Raw genomic sequence first — 19834 nt, 5'->3', positions numbered from 1 at the left:
GAGACCATTTAGTGCCCGGAGCCAGGTTTATTTTCTGCTGTTCGGTCACTAAGAGACCATTTAGTGCCCGAAGGCCAGGTTATTTTCGGCTGTTCGGTCACTAAGAGACCGTTTAGTGCCCGAAGGCCAGGTTCTATTCGTCCGTTCGGTCACTAAGAGACCATTTAGTGCCCGAAGGCCAAGTTCTATTCGTCCGTTCGGTCACTAAAAGGAATTTTGCAAAAATGCTCTTTTAAAAAAGATAAAAAAATCATAGCAGCTACCAAAAAAGGGGGTGGGGGTTTGAAAAAACGTGAGGTCCAGGCTTCGGTCAAGGATGAGCTCCTTGTCAGGAGAAGGCGCAGCCAGATGATCAGGGGAGCGGTCGCGCTGTTCAAGGAAAAGGGGTTCCACCGGACAACTACGAGGGAAATCGCAAAGGCCTCAGGCTTCAGCATCGGCACCCTCTATGAATATATCCGCAAGAAAGAGGATGTCCTCTATCTTGTCTGCGACAGCATCTATGACCAGGTGTCCAGTAAGTTGATGAAAGGCCTGACAGGGAAGGGCGGGACACTCGAAAATCTGAAGCTCGCCATTGCTGATTATTTCCGGATCGTAGATGAAATGCAGGATGAGGTGCTCGTCATGTATCAGGAGGCGAAGTCGCTTTCCCATGACGCGCTGCCTTACGTCCTTCGGAAGGAAAACGAAATGGCGGCGATGTTCGGGAAGCTGTTGGCCCGCTGTGCGGAGAATGGCGAGATTGAGTTAACCGAGAAAGAGGCTGAATTGGTTTCGCATGACATCATTGTCCTTGGCCAAATGTGGGCTTTCCGGCGCTGGTCGTTGGCAAAAAGGTTCACACTTGAGGAGTATATCGATCACCAAACCGAGTTGCTGCTTTCGGGAATCGGCAAAGGGAACATCGGCGGGCAGATAAGTGAGCCCGCAAAAATGGGAGGAGGAGAGCGATGAACACGCAGGAAAATTACAAGCCGGTCCACCATATCCGTTTCGTCACGGCTTCAAGTTTATTTGATGGCCACGACGCATCCATTAACATAATGAGAAGAATACTCCAGTCACTTGGCGCGGAAGTTATTCACCTCGGCCATAACCGATCGGTGGAAGAAGTCGTGAACGCGGCCATCCAGGAGGATGTCCAGGGAATAGCGATTTCCTCCTATCAGGGCGGGCACGTCGAGTATTTTAAATATATGTATGATCTCTTGCAGGAGAAGGGAGCCGGCCATATCCGCATATACGGCGGCGGGGGCGGAGTCATCATCCCGCGGGAAATCAAGGAGCTTCATGATTACGGGATCGCGAAGATTTTCTCGCCTGAGGACGGACGCCAGCTCGGCCTGCAGGGAATGATTAGCCAGATGATCAAGGAGTGCGACTTTTCTACACTGCCGAAGGATCCGACAGCTGAAATAGAGGCGCTCCAGCAGGGCGATACGAAAGCAATAGCAAAAATGATTACACTCGCGGAGTATCAGGTTGGAACCGATCAGGAAACCGCAGCGGCGACAGAAGTGATCGAGAAGGTGAAATCAGTCGCGGCACCAGTTCCCGTCGTCGGTATCACTGGAACAGGTGGAGCCGGGAAAAGCTCGCTGACAGATGAACTTATCCGCCGCTTCATCAATGAAATCCCTGATAAGAAGGTTGCCATCCTGTCGGTCGATCCGACAAAGCAAAAGACAGGCGGCGCGCTGCTTGGCGACCGGATCCGCATGAATTCGATTTTCAATCCGCGCGTCTATATGCGCAGCCTGGCGACAAGGGCATCAAGAAGCGAATTGTCGCTGGCTATTAAGGATGCCGTGTCGGTTGTAAAGGCGGCAGGCTTTGATCTTGTCATCGTTGAAACGAGCGGAATCGGCCAGGGGGACGCGGCGATTACGGAAATCTGCGATGTTTCCATGTATGTAATGACGAGCGAATTCGGTGCGCCTTCCCAGCTTGAAAAGATTGACATGATTGATTTTGCAGACCTGATCGTCATTAACAAGTTCGAGCGCAAAGGCTCTGAAGATGCGAAACGCCAAGTGCAAAAGCAATACCAGCGCAGCCATTTGCTGTTTGAAAAAGATATGGATGATTTGCCGGTTTACGGGACGATTGCGAGCCAGTTCAATGACCCGGGAACGAATGCTGTATTCGCGGCGCTCATTGAAAAAATCAATGAAAAGGCCAGCACGTATATGAAGACCTCTTTTGCAAAAAAAGCCCGTGTCGAAAAGCAGAACGTCATAATCCCGACGGACCGCCGCTATTATTTAAGGGAAATTTCCGAAACGGTCCGCCAGTACCACAACCAAGCGGAAGAGCAGGCGAACCTTGCCCGGAAGCTGTTCCAGATTGAAGGGGTTCTTGAAGCGCTCGGCCAAAATGGCAGTGAGGAAACAATTGCCGAGCTGAAGCGGATTAAGGAAGAAACGGAACAGAAGCTTTCCCCTGAGTCGAAGAAAATCCTCGATGGCTGGGAAAAGCTAAGGGCGGACTATAGCGCTGATGAGTACGTTGTCCGTATCCGTGATAAAGAGATCAGGACAGCACTGAAGTCGAAGAGTTTGTCGGGTCTCGATATTCCGAAGGTGGCCCTGCCGAAATACAAGGATTATGGAGAAATCCTCCGCTGGGTTTATCGCGAGAACGTGCCGGGATCCTTCCCGTACACAGCGGGCGTATTCCCATTTAAGCGTGAGGGAGAAGATCCGAAAAGGCAGTTTGCAGGCGAGGGAACTCCGGAAAGGACGAACCGTCGCTTCCATTACTTGTCCAAGGATGATAACGCCAAGCGCTTAAGTACCGCGTTCGACTCGGTGACGCTTTATGGGGAAGACCCGGACTACCGCCCGGATATTTACGGGAAGGTTGGCGAAAGCGGCGTCAGCATCTGTACGCTTGAAGATATGAAAAAGCTGTATGACGGCTTTGACCTTTGCCATCCATCGACATCTGTTTCGATGACGATTAACGGACCGGCGCCGATTATCCTTGCGATGTTCATGAATACGGCCATCCACCAGCAAGTAGAGCGAAAGGAAGCCGAGCTTGGCCGAATGCTCACGCTCGAGGAATTTATCGAAGTCCGCGCCTATACTCTCAAAAATGTTCGCGGAACCGTGCAGGCGGATATTTTGAAAGAGGACCAGGGCCAGAACACGTGCATTTTCTCAACGGAATTCGCCTTGAGAATGATGGGGGATATTCAGCAGTACTTTATCGATAACCAGGTGCGGAATTACTATTCTGTGTCTATTTCCGGCTACCACATTGCCGAAGCAGGGGCGAACCCGATTTCCCAGCTTGCCTTCACGCTCGCTAACGGCTTTACGTATGTGGAGTATTATTTGAGCCGCGGCATGGATATTAATGATTTCGCTCCGAACCTGAGCTTTTTCTTCTCGAACGGGCTTGACCCTGAATATACCGTCATCGGCCGGGTTGCGAGAAGGATTTGGGCGACGGCGATGCGGGCTAAATACGGGGCCAATGAGCGGAGCCAAAAGTTGAAGTATCATATTCAGACATCAGGAAGATCGCTTCATGCCCAGGAAATTGATTTCAATGACATCCGGACAACGCTTCAAGCGTTGATGGCGCTCCAGGATAACTGCAATTCCCTTCATACAAACGCTTACGACGAAGCGATTACGACACCGACAGAAGAATCGGTGCGCAGGGCAATGGCGATTCAAATGATCATTACGAAAGAGCATGGCCTGTCCAAAAATGAAAACCCGCTGCAGGGCGCGTTCATTATTGATGAGCTGACGGATTTGGTCGAGGAAGCCGTTTTGCAGGAATTCGAACGCCTCAACGACCGTGGAGGAGTGCTCGGTGCGATGGAAACCCAGTACCAGCGCGGCAAAATCCAGGATGAATCAATGTATTATGAAATGAAGAAGCATTCGGGTGAACTCCCGATCATTGGAGTCAATACGTATTTGAACCCGAATCCACCGTCAGAGGATGATCTGAACAATATGGAACTGGCAAGGGCATCAAAGGAAGAAAAAGAATTGCAAATTGCCAATCTCCGGAACTTCCAGGAGCAGCACGCTGGCAAAACCGCTGAAGCGTTAAAGAGTTTGAAGGAAACGGCCGTTTCGGGCGGGAATATTTTTGCCGAGCTGATGGAAACGGTGAAAGTTGCCAGTCTCGGCCAAATTACCAATGCGCTTTACGAGGTCGGCGGGCAATACAGAAGGAATATGTAAGCTGCTGTAAAGCTATGTGGGAAAGCTGAATGAGTCCTTTAACTGGGGGATGGCGCTGTTGCCATCCCCACACTGTTCTCGTTTCCCTAAAAATATTTTCCAAAAATGATGGAAAAAGATTAATTTTCCGGCCGTTTCATATATAATATGGGCATACAACTGGAGAACGGCTGGTGAAATCGATGAAACCAAAATATGTTGTCCTTATTCTTTTATTATTGGCCTGGCCATTATATTTTTTATATCAACACCAGCTCGGCGCTATTTCGTTTCTCCTTCTCGCCATCCTCTTTCTTTATATTTCCATTAAGGAACTTTCGGCGGAAAAGGAAAGAAAAGCGAAGGAGAATGGCGAACGAAATAAGCCTGATGCCTGATTTTCCCGGAAAGCCAAATTAGAACTGGCATAAACGGGAGGAATTTGTTTATAATGAAGAATATGTATTTTGGAAGAAACCCTTCCTGGACCCGGTGGTTCAAATGAGAAAGGAAGTGCCAACGTTGAGTTTGAAACAGTACTCTAAAGAGCAGTTAAAAGAAATGTCTTTAATCGAAATGGCCTATGAGTTTCTGAAAGGCAAAAGGGAGCAAGTATCCTTCAAAGAATTATTGGATGAAATTGCTGCCGCTGGCGACATTACGGCTGACGAGATTAAGTCGAGAATTGCGCAATTTTATACGGATTTGAACATAGATGGCCGCTTTATCAGCCTTGGTGAAAACAAGTGGGGACTGCGTGTATGGTACCCGGTTGATACCGTTGAAGAGGAGCAGGTCGCTGTTGTAAAGCCTAAAAAGAAAAAGGCGAAAAAAGTTCTTGAAGACGATCTGGAAGATTATGAAGAACTCGAAGAAGATCTTGAATATGATGAGCTAGAAGACTTTGTTGAAGAAGACGATCTGGACGAAGAAGAGGAAGAAGATTTCGAAGAGATCGATGAAGTCGAGGAATTCGAGGAAGAAGAGGAAGATCTCGAATTTGATGAAGACGACGAAGATCTGGAAGAAGATCTGGAGGACGACCTCGAAGAAAGCCTTGAGGCTTTAGAGGAAGAAGAATTGGCAGATGACGAGGAAGAAGAAGACCTATAAAAGGTTGACGTTCCATGTCGATGCCTGTAGAATCATTTTTGGGCTCCTTAAAAAAGGAACGGACAAATATTTTGCTATCAAGCGCTCCCCTTGCTTCCATTGCAGGGTGGGCGCTTTTTTGTTTTATTTTTAGGCTCTGTTATCCTTGATTGTTGATTTCCACTTCGGGGACATGCTTTCCGCGGGGCGAAGCCTCTACTTGAACTAACTCCATGAGAAACATCCATGAATGGGCTTCGCGCTGCTTTGCGACGAGCTGAAGGTTCGCTTCCCCGAATAATCTGTGGCGCAGGAGCAATCTTTATCGAGCCTCCTCGGCGCTTACGCCTGTGGGGTCTCCACGTGCCGCTGCATCCCGCCGGAGTCAGTCCCCTCCGTTCCAATCAACTTTTTGAAGATTAACATTCACCTTTAATAGAGCTTATTTTTTAGGGGGAAATCATGTCAAACTGCTGTTTATGATCCCTTGGTATGAAATCTGCCGCTTGCCGCCAGAAATTTTTCGCGAAAAAGCTGTAAACAAACCAGGGTTGCACAAACTGTATTAGAGGGGGACTTATCATGACAAAATATATTTTCGTGACAGGCGGGGTTGTTTCCTCGCTCGGCAAAGGAATAACAGCAGCTTCCCTTGGCCGGCTTTTGAAAAACAGGGGCCTTGATGTATTCATCCAAAAGTTTGATCCATACATCAACGTTGACCCGGGAACGATGAGCCCTTACCAGCACGGTGAGGTATACGTAACAGGAGATGGCGCAGAAACTGACCTCGACCTTGGTCATTACGAGCGTTTTATCGACATCAACCTGACAAAGAACAGTAATGTGACGACCGGGAAGATTTATTCAACCGTCCTGAAAAAAGAACGCCGCGGCGACTACCTTGGCGGAACGGTCCAGGTCATCCCGCACATTACTAATGAAATCAAGGAGCGCGTTTTCCGCGCTGGCCATGAGACGAATGCCGATGTGGTCATTACCGAAATCGGCGGCACAGTCGGCGATATCGAGTCACTGCCTTTCCTTGAGGCGATTCGCCAAATCAAGAGCGACATCGGCCGCGAAAACGTAATGTACATCCATTGTACTCTCATCCCTTATATTAAAGCTGCGGGTGAAATGAAAACGAAGCCGACTCAGCATAGTGTGAAGGAATTGCGCAGCCTTGGCATCCAGCCGAATGTGATTGTCGTCCGTACGGAGATGCAAGTGTCACAGGATATGAAGGACAAAATCGCCCTTTTCTGTGACATTGACAAAAAATCGGTGATTGAGTGCCAAGATGCGGAAACTCTTTATTCCGTACCGCTTGCCCTGCAGGAACAACATCTCGATCAGATTGTCTGCGACCACCTGAAGCTTCAGTGCACCGAAGCGGATATGACTGAATGGAAGGCACTTGTGGACAAGGTCATGAACCTTTCCAAAAAAACAAAGATTGCGCTTGTCGGGAAATATGTTGAGCTGCAGGATGCGTACCTTTCAGTGGTTGAAGCTCTGAAACACGCAGGCTATGCTTATGATGCCGATGTTGAAATCGAGTGGATCAACGCTGAAGTAGTTAATGAGGAAAATGTTTCTGAACTACTCGGCGACGCTGACGGCATCCTTGTTCCAGGTGGTTTCGGAGACAGGGGAGTGGAAGGCAAAATTTCGGCTATCAAGTATGCGCGCGAACAGAAAGTTCCTTTCCTTGGCATCTGCCTCGGGATGCAGCTGGCAACCGTTGAATATGCACGCAATGTCCTCGGACTGGAAGGAGCACACTCAGCTGAACTGGATCCTGACACGAAGTATCCGATCATCGACCTTCTGCCTGAGCAAAAGGATGTGGAAGACCTTGGAGGAACACTTCGCCTGGGACTTTATCCGTGCAAACTGGTTGAAGGAACAAAGGTTTTTGACGCATATGGTGAGAAGGTTGTTTATGAACGCCACCGCCACCGTTATGAATTCAATAACCATTACCGCCTTGATATGGAAAAGGCCGGTTTCGTCTTCTCTGGTACAAGCCCTGATGGCCGCTTGATTGAAACGATTGAATTGGAAGACCACCCATGGTTTGTCGCATCCCAATTCCATCCGGAATTCCTGTCAAGGCCAACCCGCCCACAGCCGTTGTTCCGTGAGTTCATCCACGCTTCTTTGAACAGCCACCAGTAATAAGTATGGTACGACGGCCGATGGCCCGTATGTCTTTTCAAAAATAAAGCCGGTTCCTCGTTTAATAGAGGACCGGCTTTTTTGTAGTGTTGAGACAGGTTGGAGCTGATTTCTAAGCGAGCTGTCCTAAGGTGTTTCGTGTTGGGACAAGTAGTCGCTGATTTCCTAGTGTGCTGTCCCAAATAGCTTCGTGTTTGGACAGTATGCCGGTGATTTCCTAGCTATCTGTCCCAAGCAGCTTGATATTGGGACAAGCTGCCGCTGATTTCCCAGAGGTCTGTCCCAAACAGCTTCGTGTTTGGACAGTATGCCGGTGATTTCCCAGCTGTCTGTCCCAATCAGCTTCGTGTTGGGACAGTATACCGGTAATTTCCTAGCGATCTGTCCCAATCAGCTTCGTGTTTGGACAGTATGGCGCTGATTTCCCAGAGCTCTGTCCCAATCAACTCGATATTGGGACAAGTTGCTGCTCATATCATAGCGGTCTGTCCCAAACAGCTTCGTGTTTGGACAGGATGGCGCTGATTTCCCAGAGCTCTGTCCCAAACAGCTCGATATTGGGACAAGTTGCCTCTCATATCCTAGCCGATTGTCCCAATCAGCTCTATGTTGGGCCAGTACCTAGCTAATTTCCTAGTGTTTGTGTCCCAACCCCAAAGCAATCCAAGGTAGGAACATTCACTCATAATCTGCCAATATTTCCTCGATCGTAAACTTCAATCCATAGTAAACGAATAACGCTGCGATTGGAGCTGGGAAGCCGAACCGCCCACCGGTTTCATCAGGAAGCAGCCCCCGTTTCAGCATAAGGTCTAGATGGACATCCGCCAGGTCGACCAGTGATGCGCTATCTCCTTCTCCTTCGGCAACGGTGGAAACAGCCGTAAATGGTATGCCGTTATTTTGCAAAACCTGAGCGGCATGAACCGCTTCTGGATCTGTTGAATATCGTGCGAAGACCAATGCCCTGTCGGCGGCGGAAAAATCCTCCCGTTCCTGTCCGTCCCAAACAACAACCCCGGCCAACGGCTCCGCGCCAGAAGCAGCCTCAAGGCCGACAGCAGCCATCTCTCCCTTCCCGAAAATAAAAATCCGTCCAGCACCCGCAATTGCCTGGGCCAAAAGTCTTGCACCGTCTTCAAAGTTTTCTTCCTGTTTATCATGAATCCTGCCAAACAGCCCCGCAAGCTGTGTCGAGAACATCTTAAGCATAATAACCTCCGTACTAAATCGTTTTCCTTCATTATAGACAACTTTTTACCCAGTGCAAAAATTGTCGTAAAACAAACTAGGAAAAATGCAGGATATTGCGAATAAAAGGAGAAATAGTCAGATGGAACAAATAATTTCAAGTAAAGAAAAAAATAACCAGGGAAAACGGGGCGAGATGTTGCATGAAAGGGAAAATTCTTATAGTTGACGATCAATTTGGAATTCGCATCCTGCTTAACGAAGTTTTTCAAAAGGAAGGCTATTCCACATTCCAGGCTGCCAACGGAATCCAGGCTCTTGAAATAGTAAAAAAGCATTCGCCAGACCTTGTCCTTTTGGACATGAAAATCCCCGGAATGGATGGGATTGAAATCCTTAAAAGGATGAAGGTTATCGATTCGGAAATTAAAGTGATTATTATGACGGCATACGGTGAGCTGGACATGATCCAGGAAGCGAAGGACCTTGGCGCTCTTACCCATTTTGCGAAACCGTTCGATATTGATGACATCCGCAATGCGGTGAGTCAATACACAACAAATTAAACAATCTCCTCCTTGAATAGAGCACCGTTCAGGACAGCTTTCAACGTTTTATTTACCGGTCATGGGGTAAATTGGAAGTGTTCGCGCTTTCATTGTGGCAGTTTGCGTAAATCTATTTGTTTAATGGAATTTTCGCATCTATTTTGTTATGATACTTATGGTGTTGACAGGCTGTTTTCTCTTTTTGGCAGGAGGCATTTATACATAAATGGCTGGCAAGAAGGGCATCCTTCTATGGGAGCCCGGGTTGAAAAGAGACGGCTAACATAAAGGAGGAATAAAGATATGCCTTTAGTTTCCATGACAGATATGCTCAAAAAAGCAAAAGCGGAAGGCTATGCGGTTGGACAATTCAACTTGAACAATCTTGAATTTACACAGGCAATCCTTTTGGCTGCGCAGGAAGAGAAGTCTCCTGTCATCCTTGGGGTATCCGAGGGTGCAGCCCGTTATATGGGCGGTTTCAAAACGGTTGTTAAAATGGTTGAAGGCTTGTTGGAGGATTACAACGTTACTGTTCCGGTCGCCATCCATCTTGACCATGGTTCAAGCTATGACAAATGTAAAGCTGCCATTGATGCAGGCTTCACATCTGTCATGATTGATGCCTCCCACCATCCGTTCGAAGAAAATATCGAGATTACTTCTAAAGTAGTTGAATATGCCCATTCCAAAGGCGTTTCTGTTGAAGCTGAGCTTGGGACAGTAGGCGGGCAGGAAGACGATGTCATTGCTGATGGCGTCATCTATGCCAATCCTAATGAGTGTGAAGAGCTTGTAAAGAAAACGAACATTGACTGCCTTGCTCCTGCTCTTGGCTCCGTTCATGGACCATACAAAGGCGAACCTAACCTTGGTTTCAAGGAGATGGAAGAAATCGGACAAGCTACTGGAGTGCCACTTGTCCTGCATGGCGGAACAGGAATCCCTACAAAGGATATCCAAAAATCCATTTCACTTGGAACCGCGAAAATTAACGTTAATACAGAAAACCAGATTGCATCCGCTAAAGTGGTGCGGGAAGTCCTGGCTGCCAAGCCGAACGAATACGACCCTCGTAAATATCTCGGGCCTGCCCGTGACGCCATTAAAGAAACAGTTATTGGCAAAATGCGTGAATTCGGTTCTTCAGGCAAAGCAGAGTAACCCGGCTGGACTGTGGAAAAATAGGTGAAACCGCCCCTGTATTAGAGGCGGTTTCAATTCATTTTTTATCATTATTACCAATAAGACACAAATTTGGAGGTTACATATGAAATTTTTTATTGATACAGCCAACATGGACGAAATTCGTGACGCTTATGAACTTGGCCTATTGGCAGGAGTGACGACAAACCCTTCCCTTGTGGCAAAAGAAAAAGGTGTTTCGTTTGAGGAAAGGCTTAAGGAAATTACAGAACTGGTTCCAGGCTCTGTAAGTGCCGAAGTCATTGCTCTTGATGCTGAAGGGATGATTCGTGAAGGGCTGGAGCTGGCAAAAATTGCTCCGAATATCACCATTAAAGTTCCTATGACGCCAGATGGCCTGAAGGCTGTCCATGCCTTTTCACAAAAAGGTATCAAAACGAACGTAACTCTTATTTTCAATGCAAACCAGGCGCTGCTCGCTGCGCGTGCAGGTGCTTCCTATGTATCTCCGTTCCTAGGCAGACTGGATGATATTGGCCAAAACGGCCTTGACCTTATTTCAACCATCTCGGAGATTTTCGCGGTCCATGGGATTGAAACAGAAATCATCGCAGCTTCCATCAGACATCCTATGCATGTAACGGAAGCGGCGTTAAGGGGAGCGGACATTGCGACCATCCCTTACAAAGTGCTAATGCAGCTTTTCCACCATCCTCTTACAGACAAAGGGATCGAGGCGTTCCTGAAGGATTGGAATTCCCGATAAGAAAAACGTTTAAAATTAATTAAAATTGCTTTACCATTTTTGAACTTTTTTAGTTATCAGTACATGAAAAAGGAATTTTCGTGTAAACTAGTGGATATGACAAACTGTCGGATTGCATCTTTTGCTATTGGAAAATAATGCCTTATATTTCGGCTGGCTCATTCGGCCAGCCGAAATAACATGTTCGATGGCTGGAAAGGGAGTCGAAAATGGAAAAGCTTAAAATTGCCGGCGGATACCCCCTCAAAGGAACCGTTCGCGTAAGCGGTGCCAAAAATAGCGCTGTTGCCTTAATACCTGCAACAATTCTGGCGGATTCCCCTGTTACAATCGAGGGGCTTCCGGATATTTCCGACGTGGAAATCCTCAAAGGGCTGCTTGAAGAGATTGGCGGCAAAGTGCAACTCTCTGATCAAGAAATGACGGTCGACCCGGCCGGGATGATCTCAATGCCCCTTCCGAACGGCAAAGTAAAAAAACTTCGGGCCTCTTACTACCTTATGGGTGCGATGCTCGGCAGGTTTAAAAAAGCCGTTATCGGACTTCCGGGCGGATGCCATCTTGGTCCAAGGCCGATTGATCAGCATATTAAAGGATTTGAAGCGCTAGGCGCCCACGTGACGAATGAACAAGGTGCGATTTACCTAAGGGCGGACGAGCTTAGGGGAGCGCGGATTTATCTCGATGTTGTCAGTGTCGGAGCAACGATTAATATCATGCTCGCAGCTGTCCGTGCGAAGGGCAGGACCATTATTGAAAATGCCGCTAAGGAACCGGAAATCATTGATGTCGCAACATTGCTGACAAATATGGGCGCAAAGATCAAAGGGGCCGGAACAGACGTTATCCGCATCGATGGAGTCGACACTCTGCACGGCTGCCGCCATACGATTATACCGGACCGGATTGAGGCTGGTACTTACATTATTCTTGGCGCTGCCATGGGTGAAGGGGTACTTGTGGATAATGTAATTCCCCAGCACCTCGAATCATTGATTGCAAAACTTAGTGAAATGGGTGTTTGTATAGAAGCGGGGGATGACCAGATTTTTGTCCGCGGAACTTCAAAATTAAAGGCCGTTGACATAAAAACACTAGTTTATCCAGGGTTCCCTACAGATTTGCAGCAGCCATTCACATCACTTTTGACAAAAGCGGAAGGCTCCAGCATGGTGACCGACACTATCTATGGTGCCCGTTTCAAGCATATTGATGAATTAAGACGAATGAATGCCAGTATAAAAGTGGAAGGGCGTTCCGCAATTGTATCGGGTCCCGTCCAGCTTCAGGGGGCCAAGGTAAAAGCGAGCGATCTGCGGGCTGGCGCTGCGTTGGTCATTGCAGGGCTGATAGCGGAAGGGATCACGGAAGTAACCGGTCTCGAGCACATCGACAGAGGCTACAGCAACCTTGTCGAAAAACTGAATGGACTTGGCGCGACCGTATGGCGGGAAGCCATGACGGAAGAGGAAGTCGAACAGCTAAAGAATACGTAAGGCTTAAAGGAGGCGCTTGCCCCCGGGGGAAAGCGCCTTTTAAAGCTGCCTTGCAGACTAGCGGCCAAAGTATGCGAGATTGAAAGAAATAGACCAATAATGGGGGAAAAACCGATGGAAAGAAGCTTAACGATGGAACTCGTCCGAGTAACAGAAGCAGCTGCACTCGCATCGGCCAGATGGATGGGCCGGGGCAAAAAAGATGAAGCGGATGATGCCGCTACTTCTGCAATGCGGAATGTATTCGACACAGTCCCAATGAAAGGCACGGTTGTCATTGGTGAAGGGGAAATGGACGAAGCGCCAATGCTTTATATCGGTGAAAAGCTTGGCACAGGCTACGGTCCGCGGGTCGATGTGGCAGTCGATCCACTTGAGGGAACGAATATCGTGGCGTCTGGCGGATGGAACGCGCTTGCTGTCCTTGCGGTTGCGGATCATGGGAACTTGCTGCATGCCCCTGACATGTACATGGATAAAATCGCGGTCGGGCCCGAAGCGGTTGGCGAAATAGATATAAATGCTTCTGTCATCGATAATTTGAAAGCGGTTGCCAGGGCGAAAAACAAGGATATTGAGGACGTCGTCGCGACTGTCCTGAACCGTGAGCGCCATGCGCATATCATTGCCCAGCTTCGCGAGGCAGGGGCGAGAATTAAGCTGATCAACGACGGGGATGTCGCCGGAGCAATCAATACGGCTTTCGATACTACCGGTGTTGATATTTTGTTCGGATCAGGAGGGGCACCGGAAGGCGTACTCGCAGCCGTTGCCTTGAAATGCCTCGGCGGAGAAATCATCGGAAAACTCGTCCCATCAAACGATGCTGAGGTTGAACGCTGCCGAAAAATGGGTCTTGATATCAATAAAGTGCTCAGAATGGAAGACCTTGTCTGCGGCGATGACGCGATATTCGCAGCTACCGGAGTAACCGATGGAGAACTTCTAAAAGGAGTCCAGTTTAAAGGCAGCTATGGCTCGACACACTCAATTGTCATGCGCGCGAAATCAGGAACGGTCCGCTTTATAGAAGGGCGCCACAGCCTGCATAAGAAACCTAATCTTGTAATTGGCTAAACTCTGGCCCCGGGCACATCCAGCCCGGGCCCCGCTTTTGCGGGGAACAGGTTTACTTCGGTAAACAATAAACAAGTTTTGAAAAGTATGGTTATTTTTTGCGATAACGGGTAAAATAGAAATTGTTTTGCTAGCATCTGCTAATCTTCCAATTAAACTTCCAGAATCCTTCAAGAACAACGAAATCCCTCTCTGCTCGAAACAAGACCTTTTTAACTTTTGCAAAATTGGATAGAAACGCCGGTCTTTCAGTCCGTTTTCAACTAAAAGGAATAAGTGCATCCTTCGGGGCGCGGCAAAGAGAAGAATCAAAATAGTAAAGTGTGGTGTCCAAATGGAATTAACAATTACCAGTCTCGAGAATATGAAGCTAAAGGAGCTCTATGAGCTTGCCCGTGAGTATAAAGTATCTTATTACAGCAAACTGACAAAGAAAGAACTTATTTTTTCAATTCTGAAGGCGCGTGCCGAGCAGCAGGGCTTTTTCTTTATGGAAGGCGTCCTTGAAATTATCCAATCGGAGGGCTTTGGTTTCCTTCGCCCGATCAACTATTCACCAAGCTCGGAAGATATTTATATTTCCGCGTCCCAAATCCGCCGCTTCGACTTGCGGAACGGAGACAAGGTTTCCGGAAAAGTCAGGCCGCCAAAGGAAAGCGAGCGTTACTACGGCCTTTTGCATGTAGAGGCTGTTAACGGCGAAAACCCTGAATCCGCAAAGGAACGGGTCCATTTCCCGGCTTTGACCGCGCTTTATCCCGATAGGCAGATTAAACTGGAGACGACTCCGAAGCATCTATCCACAAGAATCATGGATGTGATCGCTCCTGTTGGTTTCGGGCAGCGTGGATTGATTGTCGCGCCTCCAAAGGCAGGAAAGACGATGCTGTTGAAGGAAATTGCCAACAGCATTACAACTAACCATCCAGAAGCGGAACTGATCGTCCTGCTGATTGATGAGCGGCCGGAGGAAGTGACCGATATCGAACGTTCCGTTGTGGGCGATGTTGTCAGCTCGACGTTTGATGAAGTGCCTGAGAACCATATCAAGGTGGCCGAACTCGTCCTGGAACGGGCTATGCGCCTTGTCGAACACAAGAAGGATGTCATCATCCTGATGGATAGTATTACACGATTGGCGAGGGCTTATAACCTTGTCATCCCGCCAAGCGGCCGGACGCTTTCCGGCGGTATTGACCCGGCAGCATTCCACCGGCCCAAGCGTTTCTTTGGCGCAGCCCGGAATATTGAAGAAGGCGGCAGTCTGACCATTCTTGCGACAGCCCTGATTGATACCGGCTCCCGTATGGACGATGTCATTTATGAAGAGTTTAAGGGAACTGGCAATATGGAACTCCATTTGGACCGTTCGCTTGCCGAAAGAAGAATTTTCCCGGCACTCGACATCCGCCGATCCGGTACGAGGAAAGAAGAACTCCTTTTGCCAAAAGATCAGCTAGACGCACTATGGGCCATCCGGAAATCAATGACCGACAGCCCGGATTTTGCCGAACGATTCCTCAAAAAACTGAAGCAGACAAAATCCAACGAAGAATTTTTCGCGCAAGTCAGCGAAGAAATGAAAAGCAACACCAACCGCAGACAGCAGCAATAGTAAATATATTTTAAGTAGATATAGTGGGATTTCATATTGGCTGTTTAAAGGAAAATATTAATAATATATGGGTTGATTGGAGCGGAAAGCATGTCCCCGCAGCGGAAATCAACAGAAATATTCTCATAAAAGGTCAAAAATCCCATCTTGCAAAACAGCGATGCGCTTGTTATAATGATAACAGTGTTTTTTACCGAGGGCTGCTATGGCCCAGGCTATAACTCTGTTTCGAAATGACTCAGGGCGGAAGGAGATGACAAGAATGAAAGCAGGAATCCATCCTAATTACAAGACAGTAAAGGTGACTTGTGCTTGCGGCAACACTTTTGAAACCGGATCAGTGAAAAACGAAATCCGCGTTGAAACTTGCTCCGAGTGCCATCCATTCTATACAGGACGTCAAAAATTCGCTGAAGCTGGCGGACGTGTTGACCGTTTCAATAAGAAATACGGCATGAAGCAGCAGCAACAATAATTTACAACTGTTCAAAAACAGGCAAGAATCAACATCGCTTGCCTGTTTTTTTACTTTCTAATGTGAGAATTTACTCGAATGGTGTCATCAGGGGATTTCCGATGGGGCAAAAGGGTAAACCTACAATAAAAAGAAACTTATTTTTGCCAATAGACGAGACGCTTGGAAACAATCTTATATACTACATAATAAAGACCAGGGTTTGAATGGAAGGAGAGGCAGTAGAATGTATGTTATGAAGCAAAGCGGATGGGTTGAGGTCATTTGCGGCAGTATGTTTTCGGGGAAGTCGGAGGAATTGATCCGCCGGGTGCGAAGGGCGCAATTCGCAAAACAAAAGATTGCTGTGTTTAAACCGAAAATTGACGATCGCTATAGTGAGGATTCTGTTGTTTCCCATAATGGTTCATCCTTCATTGCCATGCCGGTCTCCCATTCAACTGCTATCTTCGACCATATCGACGTCGAGATAGACGTCATCGCCATTGATGAGGTCCAATTTTTTGACGACGAAATCGTAAATGTCATCCAGCATTTGGCCAACAGCGGCTATCGAGTGATTGCAGCCGGTCTTGACCAGGATTTTCGCGGCGAGCCTTTTGGCAAAATGCCCGAACTCATGGCAATTGCCGAGCTAGTGACAAAGCTTCAGGCTGTTTGCGCGGTTTGCGGATCACCCGCCAGCCGGACTCAGCGCCTGATCGACGGCAGGCCTGCTTCCTATGATGATCCTGTTATCCTCGTTGGAGCATCTGAAGCATACGAGCCGCGCTGCAGGCATCACCATGAAGTGCCAAAAGCGGCGGCTGAAACTGAGAAAGCCGTATCAAATTTTAAAGCATTATAACTGAAAGAGGCATGTCCAGCTTCAACTGGGCATGCCTCTTTTTTTGCGATTAATGACTATTTCACATACCTATTCTTCCTGTGAGGGTTTCCAATCCGGGATGCCGTCCGTCTCAATGATCCCCATCGTCACATCTCCAATATCAGGATCATCTAGCAGTTTGTCGCGGATTTTGAATTTAATATCATCGGCAACCGCCAGGCTGAAGCCTTTTTTCAATTCAATATAGCCTTCGACATGGTATCTGCGGCCCTCCTGGATGATCCGCATCTGCTTAATATCGTCGACGTCCGGATCAGACAGAATCAGGTTTGCTACCCGGTCCTCGATAACCTTTGGGGCAGCCACGCCTATCAAGCCGATTGTATTTTCCGCTCCGATTTTAATGGCGATCCCAAATAGCATGAAGCCAATCAACATCGTTCCGACACCATCAAGGAAATAAAGGCCGGTCAGCTTGGAGAGGACAATTGCTGCCAAGGCAAGCAGGGCGCCAAAGGTGGCGATAATATCCTCGTAAAAAACTAGCCTTGTAGGTGGCGCGGCAAGGCGGACGTTTTTGAAAGCGGCTGGAACAATGGCCATCCCTTTCGCATCGCTTCTAGTTTCATGGACGATTTCCCGCATCGCCTTTATCAGAACGGCTCCATCTAGCCCTACAGCGGCAAGAAGAATGACGATATTCAGCAAGAAGCTGCCCGATGCTTTCGGATGGCGGATCAGCTCCCATCCCTTCAAGATCGTTTCGTAAGACATTATAGAGATGACAATGACCGCGACGAGCACGAACAAATTGACGACCCTTCCGAAACCAGTTGGAAACTTCCGGGTAGGCGCCTTTTCGGCCAGGGCACTCCCCAGGAAAACAAACGTCTGATTCGTAGCGTCTGCAATTGAATGCAAGGTAGTCGCGAACATCGTCCCGCTTCCGCTGGCGAAGGCGGCAATTCCTTTAATAATGGCAAGCACTGTATTGGACAGCGCGGCAATCCCGGACGATTTATTTCCTTTTCTCAAAAGTGCAACAAAGGTCACCAGCCTCATCCTTTCCTTTTCTTTTGCTTAAAAATTACCCGTCTGGTGGGGACTTAACCCTTTTTTTGCCGAGAAGCGCTGGCAAACGTTGCTTCACAGCCTCTTTTTTGCAAAAATGAAACCCTTTGGCTCCAGCATAAAATGAGTTGGAATGCTCCCAGCCTCTTTGACGGAGATTTCCCGCTGTATTATAATAGGATAGATATGGACTAAATACTGAGGTGAATGATTGTGTTTGATCGTCTCCAAGCTGTTGAGGATCGCTATGAAAGGCTGAACGAGCTTTTAAGCGACCCAGAAGTGATAAATGATTCAAAGAAGCTCCGCGAATATTCGAAGGAGCAGTCGGATATACAAGAAACCGTCCAGGTTTACCGGGAATATAAAGAAGCGAAAGAGCAGCTGCAGGATGCGAAGGCCATGCTCGATGAGAAGCTTGATGCCGAGATGCGCGAGATGGTCAAAGAGGAAGTCAGCGAGCTCTCCGATCAGCTGGAGGAGCTTGAAGAAAAACTGAAGATTCTCCTTATCCCGAAGGACCCGAATGATGACAAGAACGTTATTTTTGAAATCCGTGGCGCGGCTGGCGGTGATGAAGCCGCCCTATTCGCAGGTGACCTTTACCGAATGTACAGCCGATACGCTGAGGCGCAGGGCTGGAAGACGGAAGTGATGGATGCGAGCCCGACCGGCCTTGGCGGATTCAAGGAAATCATCTTTATGATCAACGGGACAGGAGCGTACTCCAAACTAAAGTTTGAAAATGGCGCGCACCGCGTCCAGCGTGTGCCGGAAACCGAATCAGGCGGCAGGATCCACACGTCCACCGCGACGGTAGCATGCCTTCCAGAAGCAGAAGACGTTGAGGTTGAAATTCATGATAAGGACATCCGCTTCGATACATTCGCATCGAGCGGCGCCGGCGGCCAGTCTGTTAACACAACGATGTCCGCAGTCCGCCTTACGCATATCCCGACCGGAATAACCGTCTCGATGCAGGATGAAAAGTCCCAACATAAGAACCGGGACAAGGCGATGAAAATTCTCCGCGCCCGTGTGTATGACAAGTTCCAGCAGGAAGCGCAGGCTGAATATGATCAGGTCCGTAAATCCGCAGTCGGAACCGGAGACCGTTCCGAGCGGATCCGTACGTATAACTTCCCGCAAAACCGGGTCACTGACCACCGTATCGGCCTGACAATCCAGAAACTTGACCAAATCCTTGAAGGAAAACTAGATGAGGTCATTGATGCATTAATTATGGAAGACCAGTCCGCCAAGCTGGAACGTGCTTCCGATGTGTAAAAAAGTGTTCGAAGCCCTCAACTGGGCTTCTTCTTTTTTAAAGGAAGCCGGACGGGAAGCATTCGCTGGCGAATTATTGCTGCGGCATAGCACGGGATGGGACCGCACCCGCTTGTTTTCGGAAATTCGCGAAGATCTTCCGGAAGGTGTGTGGGAGCGGTTTGAAGAAATGGTCAGGCAGCATGCGGATGGAAAGCCGGTGCAGTATATCATCGGCCAGGAAGAGTTTTATGGCCGGCCTTTTTTGGTAAATGAAGAGGTTCTTATCCCACGCCCGGAAACAGAGGAATTGGTGGCGGGAGCGCTTGAACGGATCGGGAAGTTGTTTGGAAAGGCGGAAGGGCTCCGTTTGGCGGATATCGGCACCGGAAGCGGGGCAATCGCTATTACGATGAAGCTTGAGAAACCGGAGTTGAGCGTAACCGCGACGGATATTGCAGAGGGATCTCTTGCTTTGGCGAAGGAGAACGCCAGCAGCCTTGGCGCGGATATAAACTTTATCCGCGGGGATCTTCTCCAGCCGTTTATTGAGGCGGGCTCCGCCTTTGATATTATCCTTTCAAATCCCCCGTACATACCAGAAGGGGATAAGGAATGGATGTCTGATGTGGTCACGGAGCATGAACCGCACAGGGCTCTTTTTGCGGGCAATGATGGTCTGGATTTTTACCGGCGGTTTATGAATGAGCTTCCCGCGGTCCTGAAACCGAAAGCAATCGTCGGTTTTGAAATAGGAGCCGGCCAGGGTGAGGCAGTCGCTTTATTTTGCAAAAACACCTTCCCGTCTGCAGTTGTTGAAGTGGTACATGATTTGAATGGCAAAGACAGGATGGTGTTTGTCCAACTGAATTAAGGGAATCAGGA

Annotated in this window: 18 protein-coding genes; 15 read left to right on the top strand and 3 right to left on the bottom strand. The window is 48.3% G+C overall.

Annotation, left to right across the window (positions count from 1 at the left end):
• Nucleotides 1–282: 282 nt before the first annotated feature.
• The 4 genes from BN1002_RS19910 to rpoE all read left to right on the top strand — a co-directional run bounded on the left by BN1002_RS19910 (nucleotide 283) and on the right by rpoE (nucleotide 5306).
• Nucleotides 283–957: a TetR/AcrR family transcriptional regulator gene (locus BN1002_RS19910; RefSeq protein ID WP_048827266.1), complete on the top strand. Its 675-nt coding sequence runs from the start codon at nucleotides 283–285 to the stop codon at nucleotides 955–957.
• On the top strand, nucleotides 954–4214 hold the full coding sequence (gene icmF, locus BN1002_RS19905) for a fused isobutyryl-CoA mutase/GTPase IcmF (RefSeq protein ID WP_048827265.1): 3261 nt from the start codon (nucleotides 954–956) through the stop codon (nucleotides 4212–4214). The genes BN1002_RS19910 and icmF overlap by 4 nt, the downstream gene beginning before the upstream one ends.
• A 173-nt stretch (nucleotides 4215–4387) precedes the next feature.
• The gene (locus tag BN1002_RS19900; RefSeq protein WP_048827264.1) at nucleotides 4388–4591 is read left to right on the top strand and encodes a hypothetical protein; all 204 of its coding nucleotides are present in this window, start codon (nucleotides 4388–4390) and stop codon (nucleotides 4589–4591) included.
• Between the two features lie 124 nt (nucleotides 4592–4715).
• A complete protein-coding gene (gene rpoE / locus BN1002_RS19895) occupies nucleotides 4716–5306 on the top strand; it encodes a DNA-directed RNA polymerase subunit delta (RefSeq protein WP_048827263.1) in 591 nt (196 codons plus the stop codon).
• Between the two features lie 139 nt (nucleotides 5307–5445).
• Here rpoE and BN1002_RS23920 read toward each other — a convergent pair whose 3' ends face one another.
• Entirely contained in the window at nucleotides 5446–5604 is a 159-nt protein-coding gene (locus tag BN1002_RS23920; protein ID WP_156129733.1) for a hypothetical protein, read from the bottom strand.
• Between the two features lie 263 nt (nucleotides 5605–5867).
• On the opposite strand from BN1002_RS23920, the gene BN1002_RS19890 reads away from it, so the two are divergent.
• Nucleotides 5868–7469 (top strand): CTP synthase, encoded by a 1602-nt coding sequence (locus BN1002_RS19890; protein WP_048827262.1) that lies wholly within the window; start codon nucleotides 5868–5870, stop codon nucleotides 7467–7469.
• 678 nt (nucleotides 7470–8147) lie between these two features.
• Here the strand turns inward: BN1002_RS19890 and BN1002_RS19885 are convergent.
• Nucleotides 8148–8681, bottom strand: coding sequence for a DUF2529 domain-containing protein (locus tag BN1002_RS19885; RefSeq protein WP_048827261.1), 534 nt, complete (start codon nucleotides 8679–8681; stop codon nucleotides 8148–8150).
• A 182-nt stretch (nucleotides 8682–8863) separates the two neighbouring features.
• Here BN1002_RS19885 and BN1002_RS19880 point away from each other — a divergent pair, with 182 nt between their 5' ends.
• The 8 genes from BN1002_RS19880 (at nucleotide 8864) to BN1002_RS19845 (ending at nucleotide 16630) form a co-directional block, all read left to right on the top strand.
• Nucleotides 8864–9226: a response regulator gene (locus BN1002_RS19880; protein ID WP_048827260.1), complete on the top strand. Its 363-nt coding sequence runs from the start codon at nucleotides 8864–8866 to the stop codon at nucleotides 9224–9226.
• Between the two features lie 285 nt (nucleotides 9227–9511).
• Nucleotides 9512–10372 carry a class II fructose-bisphosphate aldolase gene (locus BN1002_RS19875; RefSeq protein WP_048827259.1) on the top strand — a complete coding sequence of 287 codons (861 nt, stop codon included), beginning with the start codon at nucleotides 9512–9514 and terminating at the stop codon, nucleotides 10370–10372.
• Nucleotides 10373–10478: 106 nt separating this feature from the next.
• Complete coding sequence (fsa, locus tag BN1002_RS19870) at nucleotides 10479–11120, top strand: fructose-6-phosphate aldolase (protein ID WP_048827258.1); 642 nt, start codon at nucleotides 10479–10481, stop codon at nucleotides 11118–11120.
• 209 nt (nucleotides 11121–11329) lie between these two features.
• Nucleotides 11330–12616, top strand: coding sequence for a UDP-N-acetylglucosamine 1-carboxyvinyltransferase (locus BN1002_RS19865; protein ID WP_048827257.1), 1287 nt, complete (start codon nucleotides 11330–11332; stop codon nucleotides 12614–12616).
• 114 nt (nucleotides 12617–12730) lie between these two features.
• Nucleotides 12731–13693 (top strand): class II fructose-bisphosphatase, encoded by a 963-nt coding sequence (gene glpX, locus BN1002_RS19860; RefSeq protein ID WP_048827256.1) that lies wholly within the window; start codon nucleotides 12731–12733, stop codon nucleotides 13691–13693.
• A gap of 334 nt (nucleotides 13694–14027) precedes the next feature.
• Complete coding sequence (gene rho, locus BN1002_RS19855) at nucleotides 14028–15308, top strand: transcription termination factor Rho (protein WP_048827255.1); 1281 nt, start codon at nucleotides 14028–14030, stop codon at nucleotides 15306–15308.
• A gap of 262 nt (nucleotides 15309–15570) precedes the next feature.
• A complete protein-coding gene (gene rpmE / locus BN1002_RS19850) occupies nucleotides 15571–15783 on the top strand; it encodes a 50S ribosomal protein L31 (RefSeq protein WP_048827254.1) in 213 nt (70 codons plus the stop codon).
• 226 nt (nucleotides 15784–16009) lie between these two features.
• Nucleotides 16010–16630: a thymidine kinase gene (locus tag BN1002_RS19845; RefSeq protein ID WP_048827253.1), complete on the top strand. Its 621-nt coding sequence runs from the start codon at nucleotides 16010–16012 to the stop codon at nucleotides 16628–16630.
• Between the two features lie 69 nt (nucleotides 16631–16699).
• Here BN1002_RS19845 and BN1002_RS19840 read toward each other — a convergent pair whose 3' ends face one another.
• Nucleotides 16700–17674 carry a cation diffusion facilitator family transporter gene (locus BN1002_RS19840; RefSeq protein ID WP_197072829.1) on the bottom strand — a complete coding sequence of 325 codons (975 nt, stop codon included), beginning with the start codon at nucleotides 17672–17674 and terminating at the stop codon, nucleotides 16700–16702.
• Between the two features lie 222 nt (nucleotides 17675–17896).
• On the opposite strand from BN1002_RS19840, the gene prfA reads away from it, so the two are divergent.
• Together prfA and prmC are read left to right on the top strand one after the other, a co-directional pair.
• Nucleotides 17897–18970, top strand: a complete 1074-nt coding sequence (gene prfA / locus BN1002_RS19835) for a peptide chain release factor 1 (protein WP_048827251.1) — start codon at nucleotides 17897–17899, stop codon at nucleotides 18968–18970.
• Nucleotides 18963–19823 carry a peptide chain release factor N(5)-glutamine methyltransferase gene (prmC, locus tag BN1002_RS19830; RefSeq protein ID WP_048827250.1) on the top strand — a complete coding sequence of 287 codons (861 nt, stop codon included), beginning with the start codon at nucleotides 18963–18965 and terminating at the stop codon, nucleotides 19821–19823. The genes prfA and prmC overlap by 8 nt, the downstream gene beginning before the upstream one ends.
• The last annotated feature ends 11 nt before the right edge of the window (nucleotides 19824–19834 follow it).

The organism is Bacillus sp. B-jedd (genome assembly GCF_000821085.1).
Lineage (GTDB): Bacteria > Bacillota > Bacilli > Bacillales > Cytobacillaceae > Bacillus_D.
The sequence above is the reverse complement of the archived record's forward strand: the minus strand, read 5'-3'. Positions and strand labels throughout refer to the sequence as shown.

Bases quoted from the DNA above. Each gene is read 5' to 3' on its own strand.
- fsa (WP_048827258.1), top strand. From the start codon at position 10,479: ATGAAATTTTTTATTGATACAGCCAACATGGACGAAATTCGTGACGCT.
- BN1002_RS19880 (WP_048827260.1), top strand. From the start codon at position 8,864: ATGAAAGGGAAAATTCTTATAGTTGACGATCAATTTGGAATTCGCATC.
- rho (WP_048827255.1), top strand. From the start codon at position 14,028: ATGGAATTAACAATTACCAGTCTCGAGAATATGAAGCTAAAGGAGCTC.
- BN1002_RS19875 (WP_048827259.1), top strand. From the start codon at position 9,512: ATGCCTTTAGTTTCCATGACAGATATGCTCAAAAAAGCAAAAGCGGAA.
- BN1002_RS19885 (WP_048827261.1), bottom strand. From the start codon at position 8,681: ATGCTTAAGATGTTCTCGACACAGCTTGCGGGGCTGTTTGGCAGGATT.
- prmC (WP_048827250.1), top strand. From the start codon at position 18,963: ATGTGTAAAAAAGTGTTCGAAGCCCTCAACTGGGCTTCTTCTTTTTTA.
- rpmE (WP_048827254.1), top strand. From the start codon at position 15,571: ATGAAAGCAGGAATCCATCCTAATTACAAGACAGTAAAGGTGACTTGT.
- BN1002_RS19865 (WP_048827257.1), top strand. From the start codon at position 11,330: ATGGAAAAGCTTAAAATTGCCGGCGGATACCCCCTCAAAGGAACCGTT.
- icmF (WP_048827265.1), top strand. From the start codon at position 954: ATGAACACGCAGGAAAATTACAAGCCGGTCCACCATATCCGTTTCGTC.
- BN1002_RS19890 (WP_048827262.1), top strand. From the start codon at position 5,868: ATGACAAAATATATTTTCGTGACAGGCGGGGTTGTTTCCTCGCTCGGC.
- BN1002_RS19845 (WP_048827253.1), top strand. From the start codon at position 16,010: ATGTATGTTATGAAGCAAAGCGGATGGGTTGAGGTCATTTGCGGCAGT.
- glpX (WP_048827256.1), top strand. From the start codon at position 12,731: ATGGAAAGAAGCTTAACGATGGAACTCGTCCGAGTAACAGAAGCAGCT.
- BN1002_RS19840 (WP_197072829.1), bottom strand. From the start codon at position 17,674: ATGAGGCTGGTGACCTTTGTTGCACTTTTGAGAAAAGGAAATAAATCG.